Origin of the sequence: Bradyrhizobium sp. MOS003 (genome assembly GCF_003020125.1) — a bacterium.
In the GTDB taxonomy this organism is placed as follows: Bacteria; Pseudomonadota; Alphaproteobacteria; order Rhizobiales; family Xanthobacteraceae; genus Bradyrhizobium.
Map to the genome: position 1 here is coordinate 1 of NZ_PYFW01000001.1, position 16,857 is coordinate 16,857.

The 16,857-nt window shown below is 63.5% G+C and carries 16 protein-coding genes and 1 tRNA gene; 8 read left to right on the top strand and 9 right to left on the bottom strand.

Going from position 1 to position 16,857, the window contains the following annotated elements:
- Window positions 1-523: 523 nt before the first annotated feature.
- On the bottom strand, window positions 524-913 hold the full coding sequence (locus C7G42_RS00005; RefSeq protein ID WP_245427471.1) for a response regulator: 390 nt from the start codon (window positions 911-913) through the stop codon (window positions 524-526).
- A gap of 806 nt (window positions 914-1,719) precedes the next feature.
- Here C7G42_RS00005 and C7G42_RS00015 point away from each other — a divergent pair.
- From C7G42_RS00015 to C7G42_RS00025, 3 genes are all read left to right on the top strand, one after another.
- Window positions 1,720-2,418: a Crp/Fnr family transcriptional regulator gene (locus C7G42_RS00015; RefSeq protein WP_199580767.1), complete on the top strand. Its 699-nt coding sequence runs from the start codon at window positions 1,720-1,722 to the stop codon at window positions 2,416-2,418.
- 159 nt (window positions 2,419-2,577) lie between these two features.
- Window positions 2,578-2,955, top strand: a complete 378-nt coding sequence (locus C7G42_RS00020; protein WP_106947082.1) for an Hpt domain-containing protein — start codon at window positions 2,578-2,580, stop codon at window positions 2,953-2,955.
- Between the two features lie 100 nt (window positions 2,956-3,055).
- The gene (locus C7G42_RS00025) at window positions 3,056-3,304 is read left to right on the top strand and encodes a hypothetical protein (protein ID WP_106947083.1); all 249 of its coding nucleotides are present in this window, start codon (window positions 3,056-3,058) and stop codon (window positions 3,302-3,304) included.
- 82 nt (window positions 3,305-3,386) lie between these two features.
- On the opposite strand, the gene C7G42_RS00030 is transcribed toward C7G42_RS00025, so the two are convergent.
- Window positions 3,387-4,010 carry a helix-turn-helix domain-containing protein gene (locus C7G42_RS00030; protein WP_106947084.1) on the bottom strand — a complete coding sequence of 208 codons (624 nt, stop codon included), beginning with the start codon at window positions 4,008-4,010 and terminating at the stop codon, window positions 3,387-3,389.
- 336 nt (window positions 4,011-4,346) lie between these two features.
- Here C7G42_RS00030 and C7G42_RS00035 point away from each other — a divergent pair, with 336 nt between their 5' ends.
- Together C7G42_RS00035 and C7G42_RS00040 are read left to right on the top strand one after the other, a co-directional pair.
- A complete protein-coding gene (locus C7G42_RS00035; RefSeq protein WP_106947085.1) occupies window positions 4,347-5,510 on the top strand; it encodes a hypothetical protein in 1,164 nt (387 codons plus the stop codon).
- A gap of 582 nt (window positions 5,511-6,092) precedes the next feature.
- Window positions 6,093-7,307, top strand: coding sequence for an EAL domain-containing response regulator (locus tag C7G42_RS00040; protein WP_106947086.1), 1,215 nt, complete (start codon window positions 6,093-6,095; stop codon window positions 7,305-7,307).
- Window positions 7,308-7,317: 10 nt separating this feature from the next.
- On the opposite strand, the gene C7G42_RS00045 is transcribed toward C7G42_RS00040, so the two are convergent.
- The 6 genes from C7G42_RS00045 to C7G42_RS00070 form a co-directional block, all read right to left on the bottom strand.
- The gene (locus C7G42_RS00045; RefSeq protein WP_106947087.1) at window positions 7,318-8,178 is read right to left on the bottom strand and encodes a DMT family transporter; all 861 of its coding nucleotides are present in this window, start codon (window positions 8,176-8,178) and stop codon (window positions 7,318-7,320) included.
- A 214-nt stretch (window positions 8,179-8,392) separates the two neighbouring features.
- Window positions 8,393-8,797: a hypothetical protein gene (locus tag C7G42_RS00050; RefSeq protein ID WP_147250219.1), complete on the bottom strand. Its 405-nt coding sequence runs from the start codon at window positions 8,795-8,797 to the stop codon at window positions 8,393-8,395.
- Between the two features lie 92 nt (window positions 8,798-8,889).
- The gene (locus C7G42_RS00055; protein WP_106947089.1) at window positions 8,890-10,179 is read right to left on the bottom strand and encodes a hypothetical protein; all 1,290 of its coding nucleotides are present in this window, start codon (window positions 10,177-10,179) and stop codon (window positions 8,890-8,892) included.
- Window positions 10,176-11,912 carry a hypothetical protein gene (locus C7G42_RS00060; protein ID WP_106947090.1) on the bottom strand — a complete coding sequence of 579 codons (1,737 nt, stop codon included), beginning with the start codon at window positions 11,910-11,912 and terminating at the stop codon, window positions 10,176-10,178. Before C7G42_RS00060 ends, C7G42_RS00055 begins: the two co-directional genes overlap by 4 nt.
- A 123-nt stretch (window positions 11,913-12,035) precedes the next feature.
- Window positions 12,036-12,125: transfer RNA gene (locus tag C7G42_RS00065), tRNA-Ser, on the bottom strand.
- 636 nt (window positions 12,126-12,761) lie between these two features.
- Complete coding sequence (locus C7G42_RS00070) at window positions 12,762-13,895, bottom strand: ROK family protein (protein WP_106947091.1); 1,134 nt, start codon at window positions 13,893-13,895, stop codon at window positions 12,762-12,764.
- Window positions 13,896-14,229: 334 nt separating this feature from the next.
- Between C7G42_RS00070 and rplU the strand changes: the two genes are divergently transcribed.
- The 3 genes from rplU to C7G42_RS00085 all read left to right on the top strand — a co-directional run bounded on the left by rplU (window position 14,230) and on the right by C7G42_RS00085 (window position 15,750).
- Complete coding sequence (rplU, locus tag C7G42_RS00075; RefSeq protein WP_106947092.1) at window positions 14,230-14,616, top strand: 50S ribosomal protein L21; 387 nt, start codon at window positions 14,230-14,232, stop codon at window positions 14,614-14,616.
- A 115-nt stretch (window positions 14,617-14,731) separates the two neighbouring features.
- A complete protein-coding gene (rpmA, locus tag C7G42_RS00080) occupies window positions 14,732-15,001 on the top strand; it encodes a 50S ribosomal protein L27 (RefSeq protein WP_008137923.1) in 270 nt (89 codons plus the stop codon).
- A 155-nt stretch (window positions 15,002-15,156) separates the two neighbouring features.
- The gene (locus C7G42_RS00085) at window positions 15,157-15,750 is read left to right on the top strand and encodes a GNAT family N-acetyltransferase (RefSeq protein WP_199580575.1); all 594 of its coding nucleotides are present in this window, start codon (window positions 15,157-15,159) and stop codon (window positions 15,748-15,750) included.
- Window positions 15,751-15,753: 3 nt separating this feature from the next.
- On the opposite strand, the gene C7G42_RS00090 is transcribed toward C7G42_RS00085, so the two are convergent.
- Window positions 15,754-16,668, bottom strand: a complete 915-nt coding sequence (locus tag C7G42_RS00090) for a DMT family transporter (protein WP_106947094.1) — start codon at window positions 16,666-16,668, stop codon at window positions 15,754-15,756.
- Window positions 16,669-16,857: the final 189 nt, after the last annotated feature.

Here is a 16,857-nt window from a genome sequence, read left to right on the forward strand (position 1 = left end):
CGTTGTTCGGCTCCTGCTCGAACTTCACCAACTGATTGTCCACGGTGTCCAGGCTCTCGCTGGTCTCCGTCAAAAACTCCCGCAACAGATCATCCATGAGCTACGCCTTACTGACCTGAACCCTGAACCTCGACGCCCGCGCCACCTTTGGCATGGACGGAAGCCCTACTCTCGATCGTTAGACATCCCCTTTCACAGTCCCGTTAATTTCATCCTCCGTGCTAATACGGATATTGAAGAGAAGTTTGCGATTCGACGGCATGCGGCAGCGCTTTTCGGCAAAACCGGCTCGACGCCACAACGGCGGCGACGCGTGAGGTAAACGGGCCGATAACAGCGGACGGGCGCGCTGGAAAGTCGCGCTCGTGAAGGACGATAGGGTCGGCCTGCGTCAACACGAACCGAGCAGCCCGCAACCGGAGGCGCGTACGCGCCGCTCGGTTCGTGTTGACGCAGCGACTCGCGCGGTCTGCACACGCGGTAAACGAACGGTTACCCCGTGGCCATAGCGGCCCGCGCCGCGCTAACCCAATCGCGCGACCGAGGCGAGATCGCCGTCGGGACGATGCTCCGCCAGGCAATCGTTGATGGCGGCGAGCAACGCGTGCGGCGTGAACGGCTTGCGCAGACAGCGTGCGGCGCCGAACTCGCGCGCCATCCGGAGGAAATCGGGTGCAGGCGAATTCAGATTCGCAAAGGCGTAGCCGGACATCGCGATCAGAGGAACGACCGGCGCCCGCTCGTGGAAGATCCCGATCGATTCGAACCCGCGCATGTGCGGCATGAAAATGTCGATGATCATCAGATCGAATTGCTGGTGTTCGAGCCCGCGCAGTCCGGCTTCACCTCCCTCGGCAATCGTTACCCGAAAATCGTTGCGCTGGAGATGGACCTCGATGACCCTGCAGACCATCGGATCGTCGTCGACGACGAGATATGGCGCCGACCTTCTGTCCCCGTTTGAGCTTCCCGTTTCGGCGAAACAATAATTGAACCGTTGGGCACGCCTTTCTCTTTTTCTTTCAGTCGAAAGAATGACGGTCGCGAACCTCATTGGCGGCGCAGGGAAGATGGACGCGAAATCCGCGGCGACGCGACGCCAGGCTCCATGGCAATATTGGATGACAGTAATTGCTGGTCAAATGGACGAGACTGCATGGGTCGACCGGCGTCTGGTCGCAGCGCGGATGCAATGCTTCCGGCTCATCATGAAACGTCTCCTTGCCGCTTTTTCCCCCGCGAACCCTGCAGGACCGCCGCGCCGGCTCATGAGCGAATCAGCGCGCCGTTCTTATTTCCGCCGCAAATGCTGCAGCCAGTCTGCCACCCAACGGGTATATGGACGGCGACACAACCTTTACAATAAGTTTTTCTCGCCGTGCAACTGGATGACGAACGGCCCTCGCACCCGATCGTGCATCGAACACGCCAGATTGAACTTAGATGATCGCGAGCGGCTGCCCGTCCAACCATGTGCTGAAGATGCTCGACGCGGCAGATCTCGATCTGCTGCGTCCGCATCTCGCGACACTCGAAATGGTCAGGGAATCTGTCTTGAGCGAGGCGGGCACGGAACGTGGCAGGAGGTTGCAGTGGTCGGACAACTTGTCCCAATTGCCAATATATCCCGACATGAACATGATGGACCCTACGAAGGGCGCAGGCGTGATGTCGCCGATCGATTCTGTGGTGCGGGAACGGAGGCAGCTTTTGGAAACGATGGTGCGCTCGGCCAACGGCTTCCTGTCCGCACTGTCGGCGGACGACTATGAATCGATCCGTCCGTTCCTGCGAACAGTCGATCTGCCCCATGACGCGGTGCTGGTCGAGACCGGCGAAGTGCTCAAGCGCGCCTATTTTCCCCATCGCGGCGTCATCTCGCTGGTCGTGAAACTCGCCAAGGGCGAGCATGTGCAAGTCGCCATGATCGGTCGCGACAGCCTGCTCGGGACGCTCTCGACGATGGGCGATGCGTGCGCGCTGAACACCGCCGTCGTGCTGGTTCCCGGCGTCGCGTCGGTGATGGATCTCGACCGGCTGCGGATCGCCGCCGACCAGAGCGGGACCCTGCGCACGTTGCTGACGCGTCACGGGCTGGCGGTCTACGCCCAGGTCCAGCAGACCGCGGGCTGCAATGCCGCCCATCCCGTGGAGTCGCGGCTGTCGCGCTGCCTGTTGCACACGCATGACCTCTCCGGCGACACCCGGCTGCTGCTGACCCAGGAGGCCATGGCGCAGATGATCGGGGCGCGGCGCAACAGCGTGTCGCTGGTCGCCAACACCCTGCAACAGGCCAATTTCATCCAATACAGCCGCGGGCACATCCAGATCACCAACCTCGACGGCCTGCGCCAGACGGCTTGCGAATGCTACGCCACCGTGAAGGCCCAGTACGATCGGCTGCTCGGCGCGCGCTGACCGCCGCGCGCATGGTAAACCGCCGGCTAATGCCGGCCTGCAAACACCTTGTGTCCCGCTACCGGAACTGAAATTCGAATGCCGTAGACACGGGCAGCCTCGCGCCGGGACTGTGCCGCGCGACAGACGAATGACCCGTGATTCAAGGCAGCAGGCCCCATGTTTGAAGTCACCGTCGCACCCGCGCACGAGCCGATCGAGGTCGAGCCTGCGCGCGAGCCGCAGGCTTACGAAGCACTGGTGCGCGAGATCGGCGAGGACGGTGCCTGCGAAGTGCGCGACGTGTTCTGGAGCGAGACCTGCGCGCGCCTGCGATTGTTCCGCACGCTCTCGCTGGCACAGCACCACGCCAGGATCGCGCGCGAAGCGCATTCGCTGAAGAGCGCGGCCGGGACCTTCGGCTATGTCAGGCTCGCGGCGCTGGCGCTGCGACTGGAGCAGTCCGCAGAGAAGCTCGGCGACGGCGAATTCCACGATCTCCTGGACCTGATGGACGCCACCTACGCCGCCGCGCGCGCACAGGAGCCGCAGGGCTAGTACGGCCCGCGTGCATCCCCGCCGTACTTCTACGGCTTGGGATTTTCACAGAAGGCTAATCATAGGTGGCGATAGTCCCGGAAAACCAGGAGGGTTTTCCATGTTCACCTACGAGACCGCGGACCAGAAAGAGGTTCGCCGCTTCCGCATCGCACAGTTCAACGGCCGGATGGCGACGGTGAAGGCCGGCGAGTCCACGGTGACCGGCTTCGTGCGTTCGGTGCTGGAGCAGGAATCGAGCATGCCGCCCCGCTGGACCATCACGATCATTCCGAACGGGCCGAAGGAAGAGATCAGGCCGCTGCGTCCCGCCTCGCGCGCGCGTCCCTTCGCCGAAGACTATTTCTGAGCGCGATCGGGTTCTCAGGACGTCCCGGGAGATCTCTCGGGGCGTTGTCCGCACCGCCTGCCGGCGATGCAATACACCAGCCTCAGTCGATCGAGTGCAGCAGCGCCGCGCGGACGAGATCCGCGGTGTTGCGCGCGCCGAGCTTGCGCATCGCCTCGGCGCGATGGCTCTCGAACGTGCGCGGACTGATCTGCATCCGAAGCGCGCCCTGCTTGTTCGAGTAGCCTTCGCTGATCAATCTCAGCACCTCGCGCTCGCGCTTGGTCAGCCGCTTCTGACCCGACAGGGTGAGGAGTTCGGCGCTCGGCAAGCGCTGGGGCTGCTGGGCGCGGACGGCCTTCGATTCCGCCTCCTCGGCGCTGGACGGGATCGACAAGCCGCCCTTGTGAGGACCGGCAAGCTGCTTGACCACTCCGCAGACGCGCTCGGTTTGGGCCAGTGCGTTCTCGACCACCCGCTGCAAATAGGCACGGTCGCCGGTCACGGGCGCGAGTTGATCGCTGTGATGCTTGATCTCGCCCATGTAGAGCAGCAGGGCAGTCAAGGGGCCGTTGAGTTCGCGGGCGATGGCAGCGGCCATTTCGTCGGCCGCCTTGGCCCTGGCGGCGCTCAGGCGGACGAAATCGAGCTCTTCAGCCGGAGCAGCGCTGCTTTCATACCAGTCCGACGGCCGCGAATCGGTGGCCGTATCATTCTGTGACCCCATGTCACTCATTTAGCGGAACCGGGGGCGATCTGTGGTTAACTTTTTGCTCCGTAAGACTACGGTGATTTTGTCGGTTTTGCGCACAAATGGCGGCGTCGGCACAATTTGTGCTTGCGCGCGGCCGCCCGGAACCATGCAGGGGTTGCGTTTCCCACTGAAGTCGTGAGCGAACGGGCGAAAACTCCTTAACCGCCGCCTTCACGCGGACGTCGCACCCCGGTTTTTACGGAATAATTAACGGCGGCTTGCTTCTCTTAGGGGAAGTTGAGAGCGCGCAAATGCCTCCACGCATTGGGCCCGCACGCCCGCGGGAAGTGCTGCGAAAGACTGCGTGCCATGGACGAGATCGATCGGCTGTCCGAATTCCTGCAGAGGCTGACGCCGCTGTCGCGCAGCTGTCTGCTCAGCGAGCTCGAGCGGCTCGAGCTGTGCGGCATCGACATGCCCGGCTCGTCCGAGATCCAGTCGCGCCTGCGCGCCGAGTTTCGCAAGGACGGATCGACCCAGGCGCGCGCCACCAACCCGTCGCGCTATTTCTTCGCGCCGCTCGAGCTGTTCCTGATCGACGGCGCGCCCGAGCACCCCAACATGGGGCGGATCTCGCGCAACACCCTCACGCCGATCTGGGAATGGATCTGCCGCGACCTGCTGCCGACCATGGCCCGCGACTACATCAAGGCAATCAACGACCAGATTGCCGCCAACAACCCGAAGGAAGTCCTGAAGGTCGCCTCGACGTTCCAGACCAAGGTCGTCAAGGTCCTGGAGAGCACCTTTGCATCGGCCGAGAGCACCGAATTCGCGCGCGGCAAGCTCGCGCAATACACGGCATCGCGCACCGCCTTCGACGACGTCGGGAAGATGCAGCACGTGCTGCGCGCCGGCAATGTGCTGACGACATTCAACGAAAAACTGCCCGAGAAGATCGCGAAGTTCGACGACGGCCGGGTTGCCCAGATCACCGCGCAGCTCGACGCTTTCAGGAAGGCGCATGCCGAGGCGCTTCCCTTCGCGCTGACGCTGGTGGCGCGGCGCCTGGCGACGCCCTGGCAATTGACGCGTCTCGCCACCAAGGCGGCCGCGAGCAAAAGCGCCGCCGATGTCGCCGCCACACCCTATGCCTGCGTCGTCCACATGGTGCTCGACCGGCTCGACGACAAGCGCCTCGCGCTTCGGATCGCGCTGCGGAACAACCGGGTGCTGGTCGCCCGCGACCTGCTCGCCGAGATCTACGACACCGAATATGCCCTCAAGGTGCGCATCGACGGCATCGAGGGTTCCGAGTGGGGAATCCGGCTCCAGCAATTGATGGACGCGATCGCAGCGCTGGTGTCCGCCGAGGTGGCCCGCTTCCCGTCCAATGTCGGCCACATCCTCGGCTCTCGCCGGCTGCGCAGCCACGACACGCTCGGCGGCAAGCTGACCTATCTGGCCTGGAAGGGCCGCGACGTGGTGCAGGACAGTGCGGCGGCGTTTCGCAAATTGATCGGGCAGACCTGAGCGCGTATCAGTTTATTGTTTGAGCATGATCTTCTCGGAAAACCGCCGCGCTTTTCCGGATCATGCTCTAATGCGCGCGCGGCAGGCACAGGAAGCGATCGAGAAATCGCCCCGACATCACCACCCTGAACCACCAGAACATCATTCGCCGCATCGTCATTGTCGCAATCCTCGACACAGCCCACCACCGACTGTGCCGAGCATTAGCGCAGCTGCAGCAATGCGCGTGTGATGCGGTTCACACTCTGCGTGATCGCGTTCGACGGCCGCAATCCGGATAAAGCAGCGACGGCGATTAAGCTTGCGACGGCTTCCCCAGTGCTTCGAAAAGGCACACCGCGTCATCGCGCGCCTGCTTTCGTCCGCGAACTGCGAGATCGATGTCAGACGACGGAAATTTGCGCAGCGACTACAATCGTCATGTTCGTCGTTGCGTCGTCTTTGAAAAAAATTTGTCGAAAGCTTAGCGCGAATTGAGCGGCTTAAGGTTACCCGGATAATCCGGTGAACACCTGAAGCTCACCTTATTTGAAACCACGCTCGCCGTTTAAGAAACCGTCACGGAACGGGAGTGGTGTAGCGATGAACGATGGGATGGTTGAACTCGTCGGACGAAGGCCTGTGACCTTCGGACGACGAAAGGTGACGCCGCGCGCCTGCGTGGCCGACAGCAAGCGGCATCTGCGCGCCTTCCTCAGCGAGGTGCTGGAGGATCTCGGCTTCGTCACCAGCGAATGCGCCAGCTCGGACGAGCTGCAGGCGGTGCTCAACACCGAATTGCCAGACCTGATCCTGCTCGGCGTCGCCGCCGACGGCATCGAGCCGGGGCGTTTCCTGGAGATCCTGGTGCGCGAGGCGTTCGCCGGCAAGGTTCTCGCCGTCGGCGCGCGCGAGTCGATCATCGTCAGGGCGGTGCGGCAGGTCGGCGAGGAATATGGCCTTGCGATGCTGCCGCCGCTGACCACGCCCTTTGCGGCGGAGACGCTGCGCGAGCGCATCGCCATGCTGCTGCCGGAGGAGCCGGCGCCGAGCCCGGCCGTGCATGTCGGCGAGGCCCTGCATGCCGGCTGGCTCGAGCTCTGGTACCAGCCCAAGATCGACGCGCGCACGCTGGTCCGCAGCGGCGCCGAGGCGCTGGTGCGGATGCGGCATCCGACCTGGGGCGTGGTGCCGCCGGCCTATTTCATTCCCGAAGAGAACGATCCGCATCTGCGCGCGCTCTCCGAATTCGTGATCGATCGCGCCATGCAGGACTGGCACTATCTGCTGGAGCAGCAAAGCCCGGTCGATCTCTCGATCAATTTGCCCGCGTCCTATCTGAAGGAGCCGCAGGCGGTACGCGATCTCTGCCGCCGCGTGCCGACGCATCCGGCCTTCGGCGGGCTGACGGTCGAGATCGACAGCGAGGAGGCGATCCGCGATCTCGATCACCTCACCGAGGTCGCGCGCGAGGTCGGCCTGCACAATATCGGCCTGTCGATCGACAATCTCGGCGCCAACTGGCCGGCGCTGATGGAGCTGGACAGGATTCCCTTCGTCAAGCTGAAGGCCGACCGGCAATTCGTCACCGGCAGCGGCAGCGACCGGCTGAAGCGCACGGTGTGCCGTCACATCGTCGAGCTCGCGCAGGGCTTTGGCGCGCGCAGCGTGGCGCAGGGGGTGGAGAGCCGCGCCGATCTCGTCGCCGCCAACGAGCTCGGCTTCGATCTCGTGCAGGGCTTCCTGTTCGGCAAGCCGATGCCGCTGAAGAAGTTCGCCAAGGGCGCGCTGACCAGGACGGTGATGGGACAGGCGTGAGGCAAAAGCCTCACGCAAACCGTCGCGCGAAAAACACGCAGGCGACCACGAGGCCGGTCGCGACGATCATGCTCCACGCGACGGGCTCGTGCAGCAGGAGGCCGGCGAGCGCGAGGCCGAAGAACGGCTGGAGCTGCTGCAGCTGGCCGACGCGGGCGATGCCGCCGAGCGCGAGCCCGCGGTACCAGAAGATGAAGCCGACGAACATGCTGAAGATCGAGACGTAAGCGAGCCCGATCCAGGCGGGCCCGCTGATGCCGCTCCAATCAGCCGGCCAGGTGAGCATCGCGAGCGGCACCATCAGCGGCAGCGCGAGCAGCAGCGCCCAGGAGATCACCTGCCAGCCGCCGAGCCGGCGCGACAGCGCGGCGCCTTCGGCATAGCCGAGGCCGCACAGCACGATCGCGGCGACCATCAGGAGATCGCCTGTAAGCGAGGCCGCACCGCCGTCCGACAAGGCGAAGCCGGCCACCGTGGCGCTGCCGAGACCGGCGAACAGCCAGAACAGCGGCCGCGGCCGCTCGCCGCCGCGCAGCACGGCGAAGATCGCGGTCGAGAGCGGCAACAGGCCGATGAAGACGATCGACCGGGCCGAGGTGATGTGCTGCAGCGCCAGCGCCGTCAGCAGCGGAAAGCCGACCACGACGCCGATCGCGACGATGGCAAGCGAGGCGAGATCGCCGCGCTGCGGCCGCGCCTGCCTGAGCAGGCCGAGCACGGCCACCCCGATCAGCGCCGCGATGACCGCGCGCGCCGAGGTCAGGAACAGCGCCGAGAAGCCGCCGACGGCAACCCGCGTCGCCGGCAGCGAGCCGCTGAAGATGATGACGCCGAGCAGCCCGTTGCCCCAGCCGGTGGCGGAAGAGTGCATGGTGGTCTCGCTTGGTGGGGGACGACGCGGTAGGGAGAAAGGCGGTTGCGTTCAGGTTACGCTCGCGGCCTTCTGCCATGGGATAGCAAAAAGTGCGAAAACAACCCCATGCACAGTAGACGGGGGTAGGAAGATCAAGGGGTTATGGGGGGGCGTCGGGCGGCGGGTCGGGCAAATCTCGCAGAGGCCTTCCGACAACGCGCGGAAGCTGAGCTTAGTAAGCGCTATCACTTTGCGGCGGGGCCACTTCCGTGGCTAACGGGCGAACCCCGGGTAGGAGGTCTCGCCAGACTTGCGGTGGAACGGGCAATCGGTGGCAGCGGCAGGCCATGAGCACGATGGGCCAGTGCCCCAACCGGACGGCAGAAAGCGCATCGTAGTGCGGATTGCTTGCGACCTCCTCCAGGACAAAATCAAGAGTGTCGCTTGTGCCCTCCGTAACAGGAATGCCAATCAGCGCGGCACCATGATTGTCGCGGCCGAGATAAAGATTGTCTTCACTGTCCTCGTCGGGCAACCACGTCTGGAAAGTGCAATGTCCGAGCGAATTGGCCTTGAAGTTAGCGAGCAGGTCAAACAGTTCCTGTTTGCCGCGCGCCGCGGCCCACAGCGCAAGCATTGGATATAGGATGCTCCCCTCCGTCGAACTTTCGCGGTACTCCTCACTGCGCTCGGACGGATGGTCAACTAAGTCCCAATAGGAGCTGCTTGTCATCGGGTAGTGGCCATGCACATTGAACGCGAAGATACTCCGGTTCGCCAGCTCATCGGCCCATTCGTCGATCGCACGATGAGCGCCTGGGCGGCATGCGAGAAGCGTGAAGGCGAGACTAATATCAATTGCTTGCCAATCGCCGACCGGCGAAAGCAACGCGCGGTGTTGCTGACGATCTGCGTCAGCCGCTTGCAGAGGCCGTCGATCCGTTCGACTGTCGCCTTAGTAGTATTTGATATCGTGGCCGGAAGTGTTTGGAGGTGCTCGCTGCCAAGCACAACCGGGCCGTATGGCGGCGCGAGCTGCCACACCAACCACAGTCCCCGCAGCGCAAGGCGGCCGACAAGCTCGAACAGCTTAAGATTTACGTCGAGCGCCGCATGCGATCCAACCGCCGAGGAGAGCGCATGGCGAACGTCGGCGTGAGGCAGGATCTTCGTCTCGAACAATTCGTCCCAGATCGTGAAATGCAGCTCTGCCAGCTCGTTGATGACGAGACCTGCTGCCTCAGCCGCTTTGCCCGAGCGCGCGACATCTCCTTTGAGGAGGTGCCAGACCTCGAGATACGCGCGTTCGCTGGCTCGATAGGGAGCCTCGACATTGTTCGCCTCGCGCGCCCAAACAAACATGATCCACAGGCAAATATTAATCAGCCGCGCTTGTGACAGCCGCACTGCCGGAGTCGCGCCCGGCGCATCGGCTAGAGCACGCATTAGCCTACCGAAATGGTCGAGCGCAATGTCGGGCTCCTCGACCATCGCAGCGCTCTTACGCAAATGGCTCCGCAAGGCGGCGGGGAGCAAGCCTTCGCGAAGGATACCATCGAGGATGACGTCTGCTAGACGGTCCCCGTTCCACTCTTCGTAGCTGATCCGTCCGGTGGTGTTGCGGCTCATATAGCCGGTCACTTCGGCACGAACCTGCTCGTCGATCGCGCCGCCGAAAGTGAGGCAGATAGCGATCGGCAGCTCAGCATATTCGGGAGGGATACGACTTGCGATATAGTGGTCGAGGATTTCGTCCAGCGATGGCCTGAGACTCTGCGGCGAGGCCGTGTTCCAGTCGGTGCGATCAAGGTCGCCCGATTTGACCGAGAAGAGATGGACACGTCGCACACCATCGCGTCCGGCACCGACCGCAGCGACGTCGACGCCATATTGGCGGGTACCCCGCGCTGGACGCGAATAGACGGTGAAACCAAGCTCCGTCAGCAGATCCGGCAGCACAGCATCGAGCTCGCCACGCTCGCGCAAGGAGGCGAGGTACTCGCGAATAACAAGCTTCATTTCGCCCTTCCCATTGAACGGAATGCGCGGAGCGTGTAGTCGAGGTCAAACGGCTCAAGAATGTCGAGCCGCGGCGCTTCAACGCTGTGGCTGACTCTGTGCAGCTTCATTTCGCTGCGTTGTTTTTTACCATTTGGTCCCTCGAAATAGCTGACCGAGCGGTTGCCGTAGAGCAGCACCGAGCGACTCACGATCGACATGAAGATCGACTTCTTCTGGGCCTGCTTGTGCGTTTGGCGCATCGATTCGTGCTGGCGATGATTCTCGATTAGCCGCTCGCGCTCGGACGGGCGCAATTCCTTAATTCTACCGGCCTTATGTAGCCCGTCGGTATAAGCCTTGAGCCGGGCGAGCAGCTCTGTGATGATCGGTCGTGCGGGATCGGAGCTGTGCTCGGCCCGTTGACGGAGCCAGTCGGCGAGCTCCCCCGAATAGTTGATGAGCAGTGGATCGAAGAGGATGTCCGCCATCAGCTTGCGCGGTTCCTCTGCCGCGCCGCGGATGAGCCCCAGCACTAACGAGCCGGCGGTGATCGAGCGAGTGAACAGATAGCCGATCGCGCGATGGGCGAGCAGGATCGTGTCGGCGTCTGACAGCCCAAGGGTGGCGCCCTCGACCTCTAGCACGAGCGGCGCATTACCATGATGATGACGAACCAGCGAGAGCGTAGCCGCGCCGAGGTTGGGATCGAGCGATAACAGCCAACCCATCAGCACCTTCGCCAATTGATCGGGGGCAAGTTGGAGCAAGGCGTGGGCGAAGCTGTCGAACACCTCAAGCGAGGTGAGTTCGTCATGCGCGGAGATCAGCGGCGTGATCAGTTCAAGCGCTTCGTCTAAGCGCCCGTGCGTCACTAGCTCACCGCCAGAGGCGTCTATGTTGTCGAGCGTACCGCGATTGCCGGCCATGACCTTGTGCGCAATCGTAGTTAGACCAGCAACGACCGCTGGCGAAAGCGCCTCACCATGAAACATAAGTTCGAGCGAGACCTGATGGATAGCTTGATCACCAACTTGCTTGTTGGCCTCGTCGATAAGCGCGACCGCCGCTCCTTCCGTATCCGCATAGGCACGGGCGATCTCACAGATGGCTGTTACGATATGCCCGAGGCTATTGTCATCAGCGATCATCCTGGCGGCCGTAAGTGCATCAGCAACGCGGATTCGCTCCTCCAGTGTCGCGAGCGCCATAGTGCCAACGGCTTTAGCTGCGGCGGAGCGCGCGGGCGCGAACATGCCGACAAGATAACCAATCGCCTGGGTGAGCGCGGCCTCGGGCTCGCTTTTGGCGAGAGCTTGGAGCCCAACAAATACATAAGCCGCGTCTTCGGGGTCGGCAGGGTCGATCGCGGCGAGCGTGGCCTGGGCGCGATCGCCTTGCTCCGCCCAGCTCCGATAAGCGCTGTTGGGCATGCCGGACACCCCGTCATTGCCGGCACGCGCGACCAACGCCTTCACCGCTGCCAGCATCGCCGGCACCTCGGCCTTGAGCTCGGGAATGAGGTCGCAATAAACGTGCATAGCGGTGAAGAAGTCGTGCTGGTCGATCGGAGAGTTGCCGATCGTGCGCGCGGGCCCGAGCAAGTCGATCGTGCCTTTGTTGTGGAGGGTAGTTAGCGTCGCACGAAACGCTTTACCGATGTCATCTGTGCGGTGGCGACGCAGGCGCTCGACCAATAGATCAAGGAGGGTGCCCGCACTGTAATGCGCGATGATGTCGTCCTCGTCGACCATCGTCCCTCGCGTTGCGGCATAAGAATGCCGACCTTCCAGTATTAGGAGATGCGCATCCTATTCGATGGTCGGCCCCGAACGATCTGCTATTGCGCCGCACGGCTTAGTCGAATCGACAGATCATGGCGGAGAGGGAGGGATTCGAACCCCCGATAGGCTTGCACCTATGCCGCATTTCGAGTGCGGTGCATTCAACCACTCTGCCACCTCTCCTGAAGGCGCCATGGAAGGAGCAGGGCCCCTGTGGTTGGGGGCGTTAATAGGCGAGGATGGCGGGCCAGACAAGGCGGGCAGAGCGAAAATCCGCTGCCTGTTTCGGCCCGGCCCGCCCCGTCCCGGCACGAACGCGAGGGAAAGGCGGTTCGATTGCCGGTTTGACGCGTTTTTGTCGGGCGCGTGGTGGAGTCCGATTCGAGAACCCCAATGTGGAGACACCCTCTCCCCGACCCTCCCCCGCGAGCGGGGGAGGGGGCGCACCGCCTTTGGGGCGGGCACTGAGATTCATCGCATGTTCGAAAAAACGGGGTGGGACCGCCAGACGCGGTAAACACTGGCGGTCCCGGTGCCGCTCATTGAAATACTGGCTGGGAAGGGCGGCTTCGCCGGCCAGGTGAGGCGACGATTCGACCCTAGCGTGCGAGGGGCGTGCCGCAATGCAATCCGGTCCTTAACCTAACCGGTCAAGGTTACTTGGGGGGCTGTTTCGGGGTGGCGCTGGGAGAGGAGCGGGCGTTCTGGTCGGAGAGGGTCCCCATCGTGGAGACACCCTCTCCCCGGCCCTCTCCCGCAGGCGGGAGAGGGAGTGCATTCCGGGGTTGCGGCGGTCGGGCCTCGTCCCGGAAAGGGTGGCTAGTCGTCCTTCTTGCTGTCCTTGCCCTTTTTCTTGCCGTTGTCGGCGGCGTCCTTGTCCTTGCCGTTCTCCTTGCGGCGGTTGGTGAAGCGGGCGTTGCCGAGGCCGGTGCCGATGGTGAGCACGCCCCAGCGGTCGACGTCCTGCATGAACGGCACTTCCGAGAGGCCCTGAACCACGCCGTCATTGTGCATCAGGATCGCGGTGTCGTGCTCGCCGATGACGGGGATGCCCTCGATCAGGCTGGCCGGCAGGTTGAACTTGCTGCTCTCCCAATTGCCCGGCAGGTTCTGCGCGCCCTTCTCGATCGAGCCGTCGGCGTTGATGACGCCGGGACAGGCGATGCCGATGAAGGGCGCAAGCTTGTAGCCTTCCTTGTCGGCCTCGGTGATCAGCCCCTTCAGCATCTTGGTGAGCCGCTTCACCGCGCCTTCGCGAGTCGGCTCGTCGTCGGCATGGCGCCACAGCTCGGAGTGCACGACCTTGGCCTTCGAGAGGTCCTTGGCCTTCTTCCAGCCGGTTTCGACCAGGCCGCAGCGGATGTTGGTGCCGCCGATGTCGACGGCGAGGATGCTGTCATGGGCCTCGAAAATCCACGACGGCGCCAGATGCAGCGCGCCGATCAGGCCGGCTTCGTCCGGATGATGCCGGATCGGCACCATCTCGATCTTGAGCTCCTCGTGCCTGAGGATGATCTCGGTGCGCGCGATCGCGAGCTCACCGAGCTTGGAGTCGCGGAAACCGCCGCCGACGACGATCCGCTCGGTCTTGGCCCAGGCCTTGGTCTTGAGGAAACGCCGCGTGACATAGGCGAGCTCCTGGGCGAACTCCTCGATCGCGCTGTGGACCAGGGCGGTCGCCTTGATGTCGTCACCGGCCAGGATGGCATCCAGGGTCTTCTTGCTGATGTCTTCCGAGGGCTCGTCGCCGAACGGATCCTCGCCGGTTTTGCGCAGCGGCTTGCGCCAGCGGTCGAGCATGTCCCGGAACGCGCCCTTGCTGGCGCGGTCGCCGAGGAAGCCGTCCTCGTCCTTCATCTCGATGTTGAAGCTGTCGACGTCCACCGACGGCAGCCGCTCGGCGCCGTGATGGGCGATGCCCGTCGTCGTCTTGACCAGTTCTTCCGTTGCCATGAGAGCCCTTGCCCGCTTGCCTGTGTTCCGGCCGGGACAACTGCGGGGGAACCGGTTTGTTGCAAGGCCGGTCGAGATTCGGCGGACGGCCGCAAGCCGGGCCAAATCCTTCAAATCCGGGCGCTTTTCGCCGGCTTTTCCTTGACTCTCTCCGGCCGGCGGCTATAAGTCCCACAACCGGCGCGGGGCGTTTCTCGCGCCGCTTGTTTTTGCGTGGTTTTTCAAAGGGATAACTCCCGCCCGCACAAAACTCGCAAGTAACCCATAGCGACTGACAAAAAGCCGGCCCCTGACAATCCGTCACGAGGCCGGGATTGAACACGGAGAAAAAACGATGTTCGCAGTCATCAAAACCGGCGGCAAGCAATACCGCGTCGTGCCGGATGATGTTCTCGAAGTAGGCAAGATCGAAGGCGAAGTCGGCTCGATCATCCAGCTGAATGAAGTCCTGCTGGTCGGCGGCGACACGCCGGTGCTCGGCATTCCCACGGTCGCAGGCGCGTCCGTTGCGGTCGAGGTGCTCGACCACAAGCGCGGCCCCAAGATCATCGCGTTCAAGAAGCGCCGCCGCAAGAATTCGCGCCGCAAGCGCGGCTATCGCGACGAGATCACGGTGCTCCGCATCTCCGAGATCCTGACCGACGGCGCCAAGCCCACCAAGGGCCCGCGTCCGAAGCGGGAGAAGGTGGCGAAGGAGCCGGCAGCGGAAGCCGCCGAGTAACGCGAAATCGATCACGCCAATTCACGAATTGATGCGTGAGAAATTTTGAAATGATTCCGTCAAGGAATTGATCTAGACAAGCGCATTATCTTGCGCAGGATTTCGGAGACGAACCATGGCTCACAAAAAAGCAGGCGGTTCATCGCGCAACGGTCGCGATTCCAAGGGCAAGCGCCTCGGCATCAAGGCGTTCGGCGGCGAAGTCGTGATTCCCGGCAACATCATTGCGCGTCAGCGCGGCACCACCTGGCATCCCGGCCTTAATGTCGGCATGGGCACGGACCACACTCTGTTCGCCAAGATCGAGGGTCGCGTCACGTTCCAGGCCAAAGCCAACGGCCGCACTTTCGTATCGGTGCTCCCGCTCGCAGAGGCGGCTGAATAGACGGCGGATCGACATCGGAGTCCGCCGGGTCCTACCAAACCGGCGGAGTCTCAGAGATCGCAGAGATCGAAGGCTCCAAGGGGGAGGCGGGAAACCGGCCTCCCCTTTTCTTTTGACTTGCTCACTTTGATTTAGTGACTTTCACGGAGCCGGACATGTTGCAGGATTTCTCGAGCGCGACCCTGGCCGAGGCGAGACCGAGCGTCGTCGCCACCGAACGGCTGACCTTGCGGCGGCCGACGCTGGCCGACGTGAAGACCATCGCCCTTCTCGCCAACGACCGCCGCGTCGCCGAAAACACCCGCCGCCTGCCGCATCCCTATTCGCAGGACGACGCCGTCGCCTTCATCCGCGCCACCGCCTCGCTCGGCAGCGAGACCGTGTTCCTGATCGAGCACGATTCGGGGCCGGTGGGCATGGTCGGCATCGATCGCTCCACGCCCGGCAATGCCGAACTCGGCTACTGGCTCGGCGTCGAGCATTGGGGCCGCGGCTATGCCACCGAGGCCGCACGCGGGGCGATCGACTTCTTCTTCGAGGAATTCGAGGACGAGCACCTTTATGCCGGCGCGCGCGTCACCAACCCGGCCTCGCGCAACGTGCTGGAGAAGTGCGGCTTCCAGTGGAGCGGCGTGCAGCTGCATCGCTTCCTGGCGCTCGGCTCCTCGACGCCGGTCGACTGCTTCCGCCTGTCGCGCGGGGTGTGGTCGTCGCTGAAGAGCTGGAGCAGCGCACGACGGGTGAGGTAGGGCCTACACCGGCGGATTCACGTCTCCGCCGGTGCGCCCGAGATCGCGCTCGCGCAAGTAGATGTAGAACCCGGCGCCGATGATGATGGCGGCGCCGACGAGCGTGGCCATTGACGGCACGTCGCCGAACACGACGAAGCCGAAGATCACCGCCCACACGATCATCGAATATTGATAGGGCACCACGACGCTGGCCGGCGCCAGCTTGAGCGAACGGTTGACGCAGAACAGCGCCGTCACCGAGATCAGCCCGGCCGTCGCGAAGATCACGAGGCTGCCCGGCGTCGGCGGCACCCAGTTGAAGGCCGACAGCACCGCGCCGAGCGAGAAGGTGCCGACGAATTGCGAGGACGCCATCACGATGTCGGGCGTCTTGCGCAGGCTGCGCGTGATCAGCATCAACGTCGCGAACGACAGGCTGCCGCCGAGCGCGATCAGCGCCGGCAGGCTGACGGTCTGCGCCGAGGGCCGCAGCGCGATCAGCACGCCGCAGAAGCCGATCAGGATCGCAGTCCAGCGCCGCCAACCGACCTTCTCGCCCAGAAAGATAGCCGACATCGCGGTGACGAAGATGGGCCCGGCGAGATAATAGGTGATGACGTCGGCGAGCGGCAGATAGACGGTGGCGAGGAAGAAGGCGGCGACCTCCAGCGTCGAGAGCACGACGCGAAACAGCTGCAGGCGCGGCCGCTCCAGCTGCAGGAACTGGTGCCGCTGCGTCCAGATCAGCGGCGACAACAGCAGCAGCGCCGCACAGGCGCGCAGGAACAAGAGTTGCCCCACCGAATAGGTGCCCACCAGGAACTTGCCCATGGCGTCGCCGAACGAGAACATGAAGATCGACAGCACCATCAGCCCGATGCCGGCGAGGCGCGCGGAGCGGTCGTCATAGGCGGAGAGATTCTTGAACAGGGGCATTGCCACGCGTTGAGTTTGGGCTCGTCATTGCGAGCGAAAGCGAAGCAATCCACACCGTCTCCGCAGCGGCAGTCTGGATTGCTTCGTCGCTTCGCTCCTCGCAATGACGGTGAGAGAGCGTCGGAAACCGGCGAAGAGAGTCGCTTGCGGTTGTTTTAATGACGCTGGCGCCCGCGACAAGCCCGCGCA

Excerpts from the sequence above, each read along its gene's own strand:
- C7G42_RS00035 (WP_106947085.1), top strand. The coding sequence starts at position 4,347 with ATGGACGAGATCGATCGGCTGTCCGAATTCCTGCAGAGGCTGACGCCG.
- C7G42_RS00045 (WP_106947087.1), bottom strand. The coding sequence starts at position 8,178 with ATGCACTCTTCCGCCACCGGCTGGGGCAACGGGCTGCTCGGCGTCATC.
- C7G42_RS00040 (WP_106947086.1), top strand. The coding sequence starts at position 6,093 with ATGAACGATGGGATGGTTGAACTCGTCGGACGAAGGCCTGTGACCTTC.
- C7G42_RS00060 (WP_106947090.1), bottom strand. The coding sequence starts at position 11,912 with ATGGTCGACGAGGACGACATCATCGCGCATTACAGTGCGGGCACCCTC.
- C7G42_RS00030 (WP_106947084.1), bottom strand. The coding sequence starts at position 4,010 with ATGGGGTCACAGAATGATACGGCCACCGATTCGCGGCCGTCGGACTGG.
- rpmA (WP_008137923.1), top strand. The coding sequence starts at position 14,732 with ATGGCTCACAAAAAAGCAGGCGGTTCATCGCGCAACGGTCGCGATTCC.
- C7G42_RS00085 (WP_199580575.1), top strand. The coding sequence starts at position 15,157 with ATGTTGCAGGATTTCTCGAGCGCGACCCTGGCCGAGGCGAGACCGAGC.
- rplU (WP_106947092.1), top strand. The coding sequence starts at position 14,230 with ATGTTCGCAGTCATCAAAACCGGCGGCAAGCAATACCGCGTCGTGCCG.
- C7G42_RS00020 (WP_106947082.1), top strand. The coding sequence starts at position 2,578 with ATGTTTGAAGTCACCGTCGCACCCGCGCACGAGCCGATCGAGGTCGAG.
- C7G42_RS00015 (WP_199580767.1), top strand. The coding sequence starts at position 1,720 with ATGGTGCGCTCGGCCAACGGCTTCCTGTCCGCACTGTCGGCGGACGAC.
- C7G42_RS00005 (WP_245427471.1), bottom strand. The coding sequence starts at position 913 with ATGGTCTGCAGGGTCATCGAGGTCCATCTCCAGCGCAACGATTTTCGG.
- C7G42_RS00055 (WP_106947089.1), bottom strand. The coding sequence starts at position 10,179 with ATGAAGCTTGTTATTCGCGAGTACCTCGCCTCCTTGCGCGAGCGTGGC.
- C7G42_RS00025 (WP_106947083.1), top strand. The coding sequence starts at position 3,056 with ATGTTCACCTACGAGACCGCGGACCAGAAAGAGGTTCGCCGCTTCCGC.
- C7G42_RS00050 (WP_147250219.1), bottom strand. The coding sequence starts at position 8,797 with ATGCTTGCGCTGTGGGCCGCGGCGCGCGGCAAACAGGAACTGTTTGAC.
- C7G42_RS00070 (WP_106947091.1), bottom strand. The coding sequence starts at position 13,895 with ATGGCAACGGAAGAACTGGTCAAGACGACGACGGGCATCGCCCATCAC.
- C7G42_RS00090 (WP_106947094.1), bottom strand. The coding sequence starts at position 16,668 with ATGCCCCTGTTCAAGAATCTCTCCGCCTATGACGACCGCTCCGCGCGC.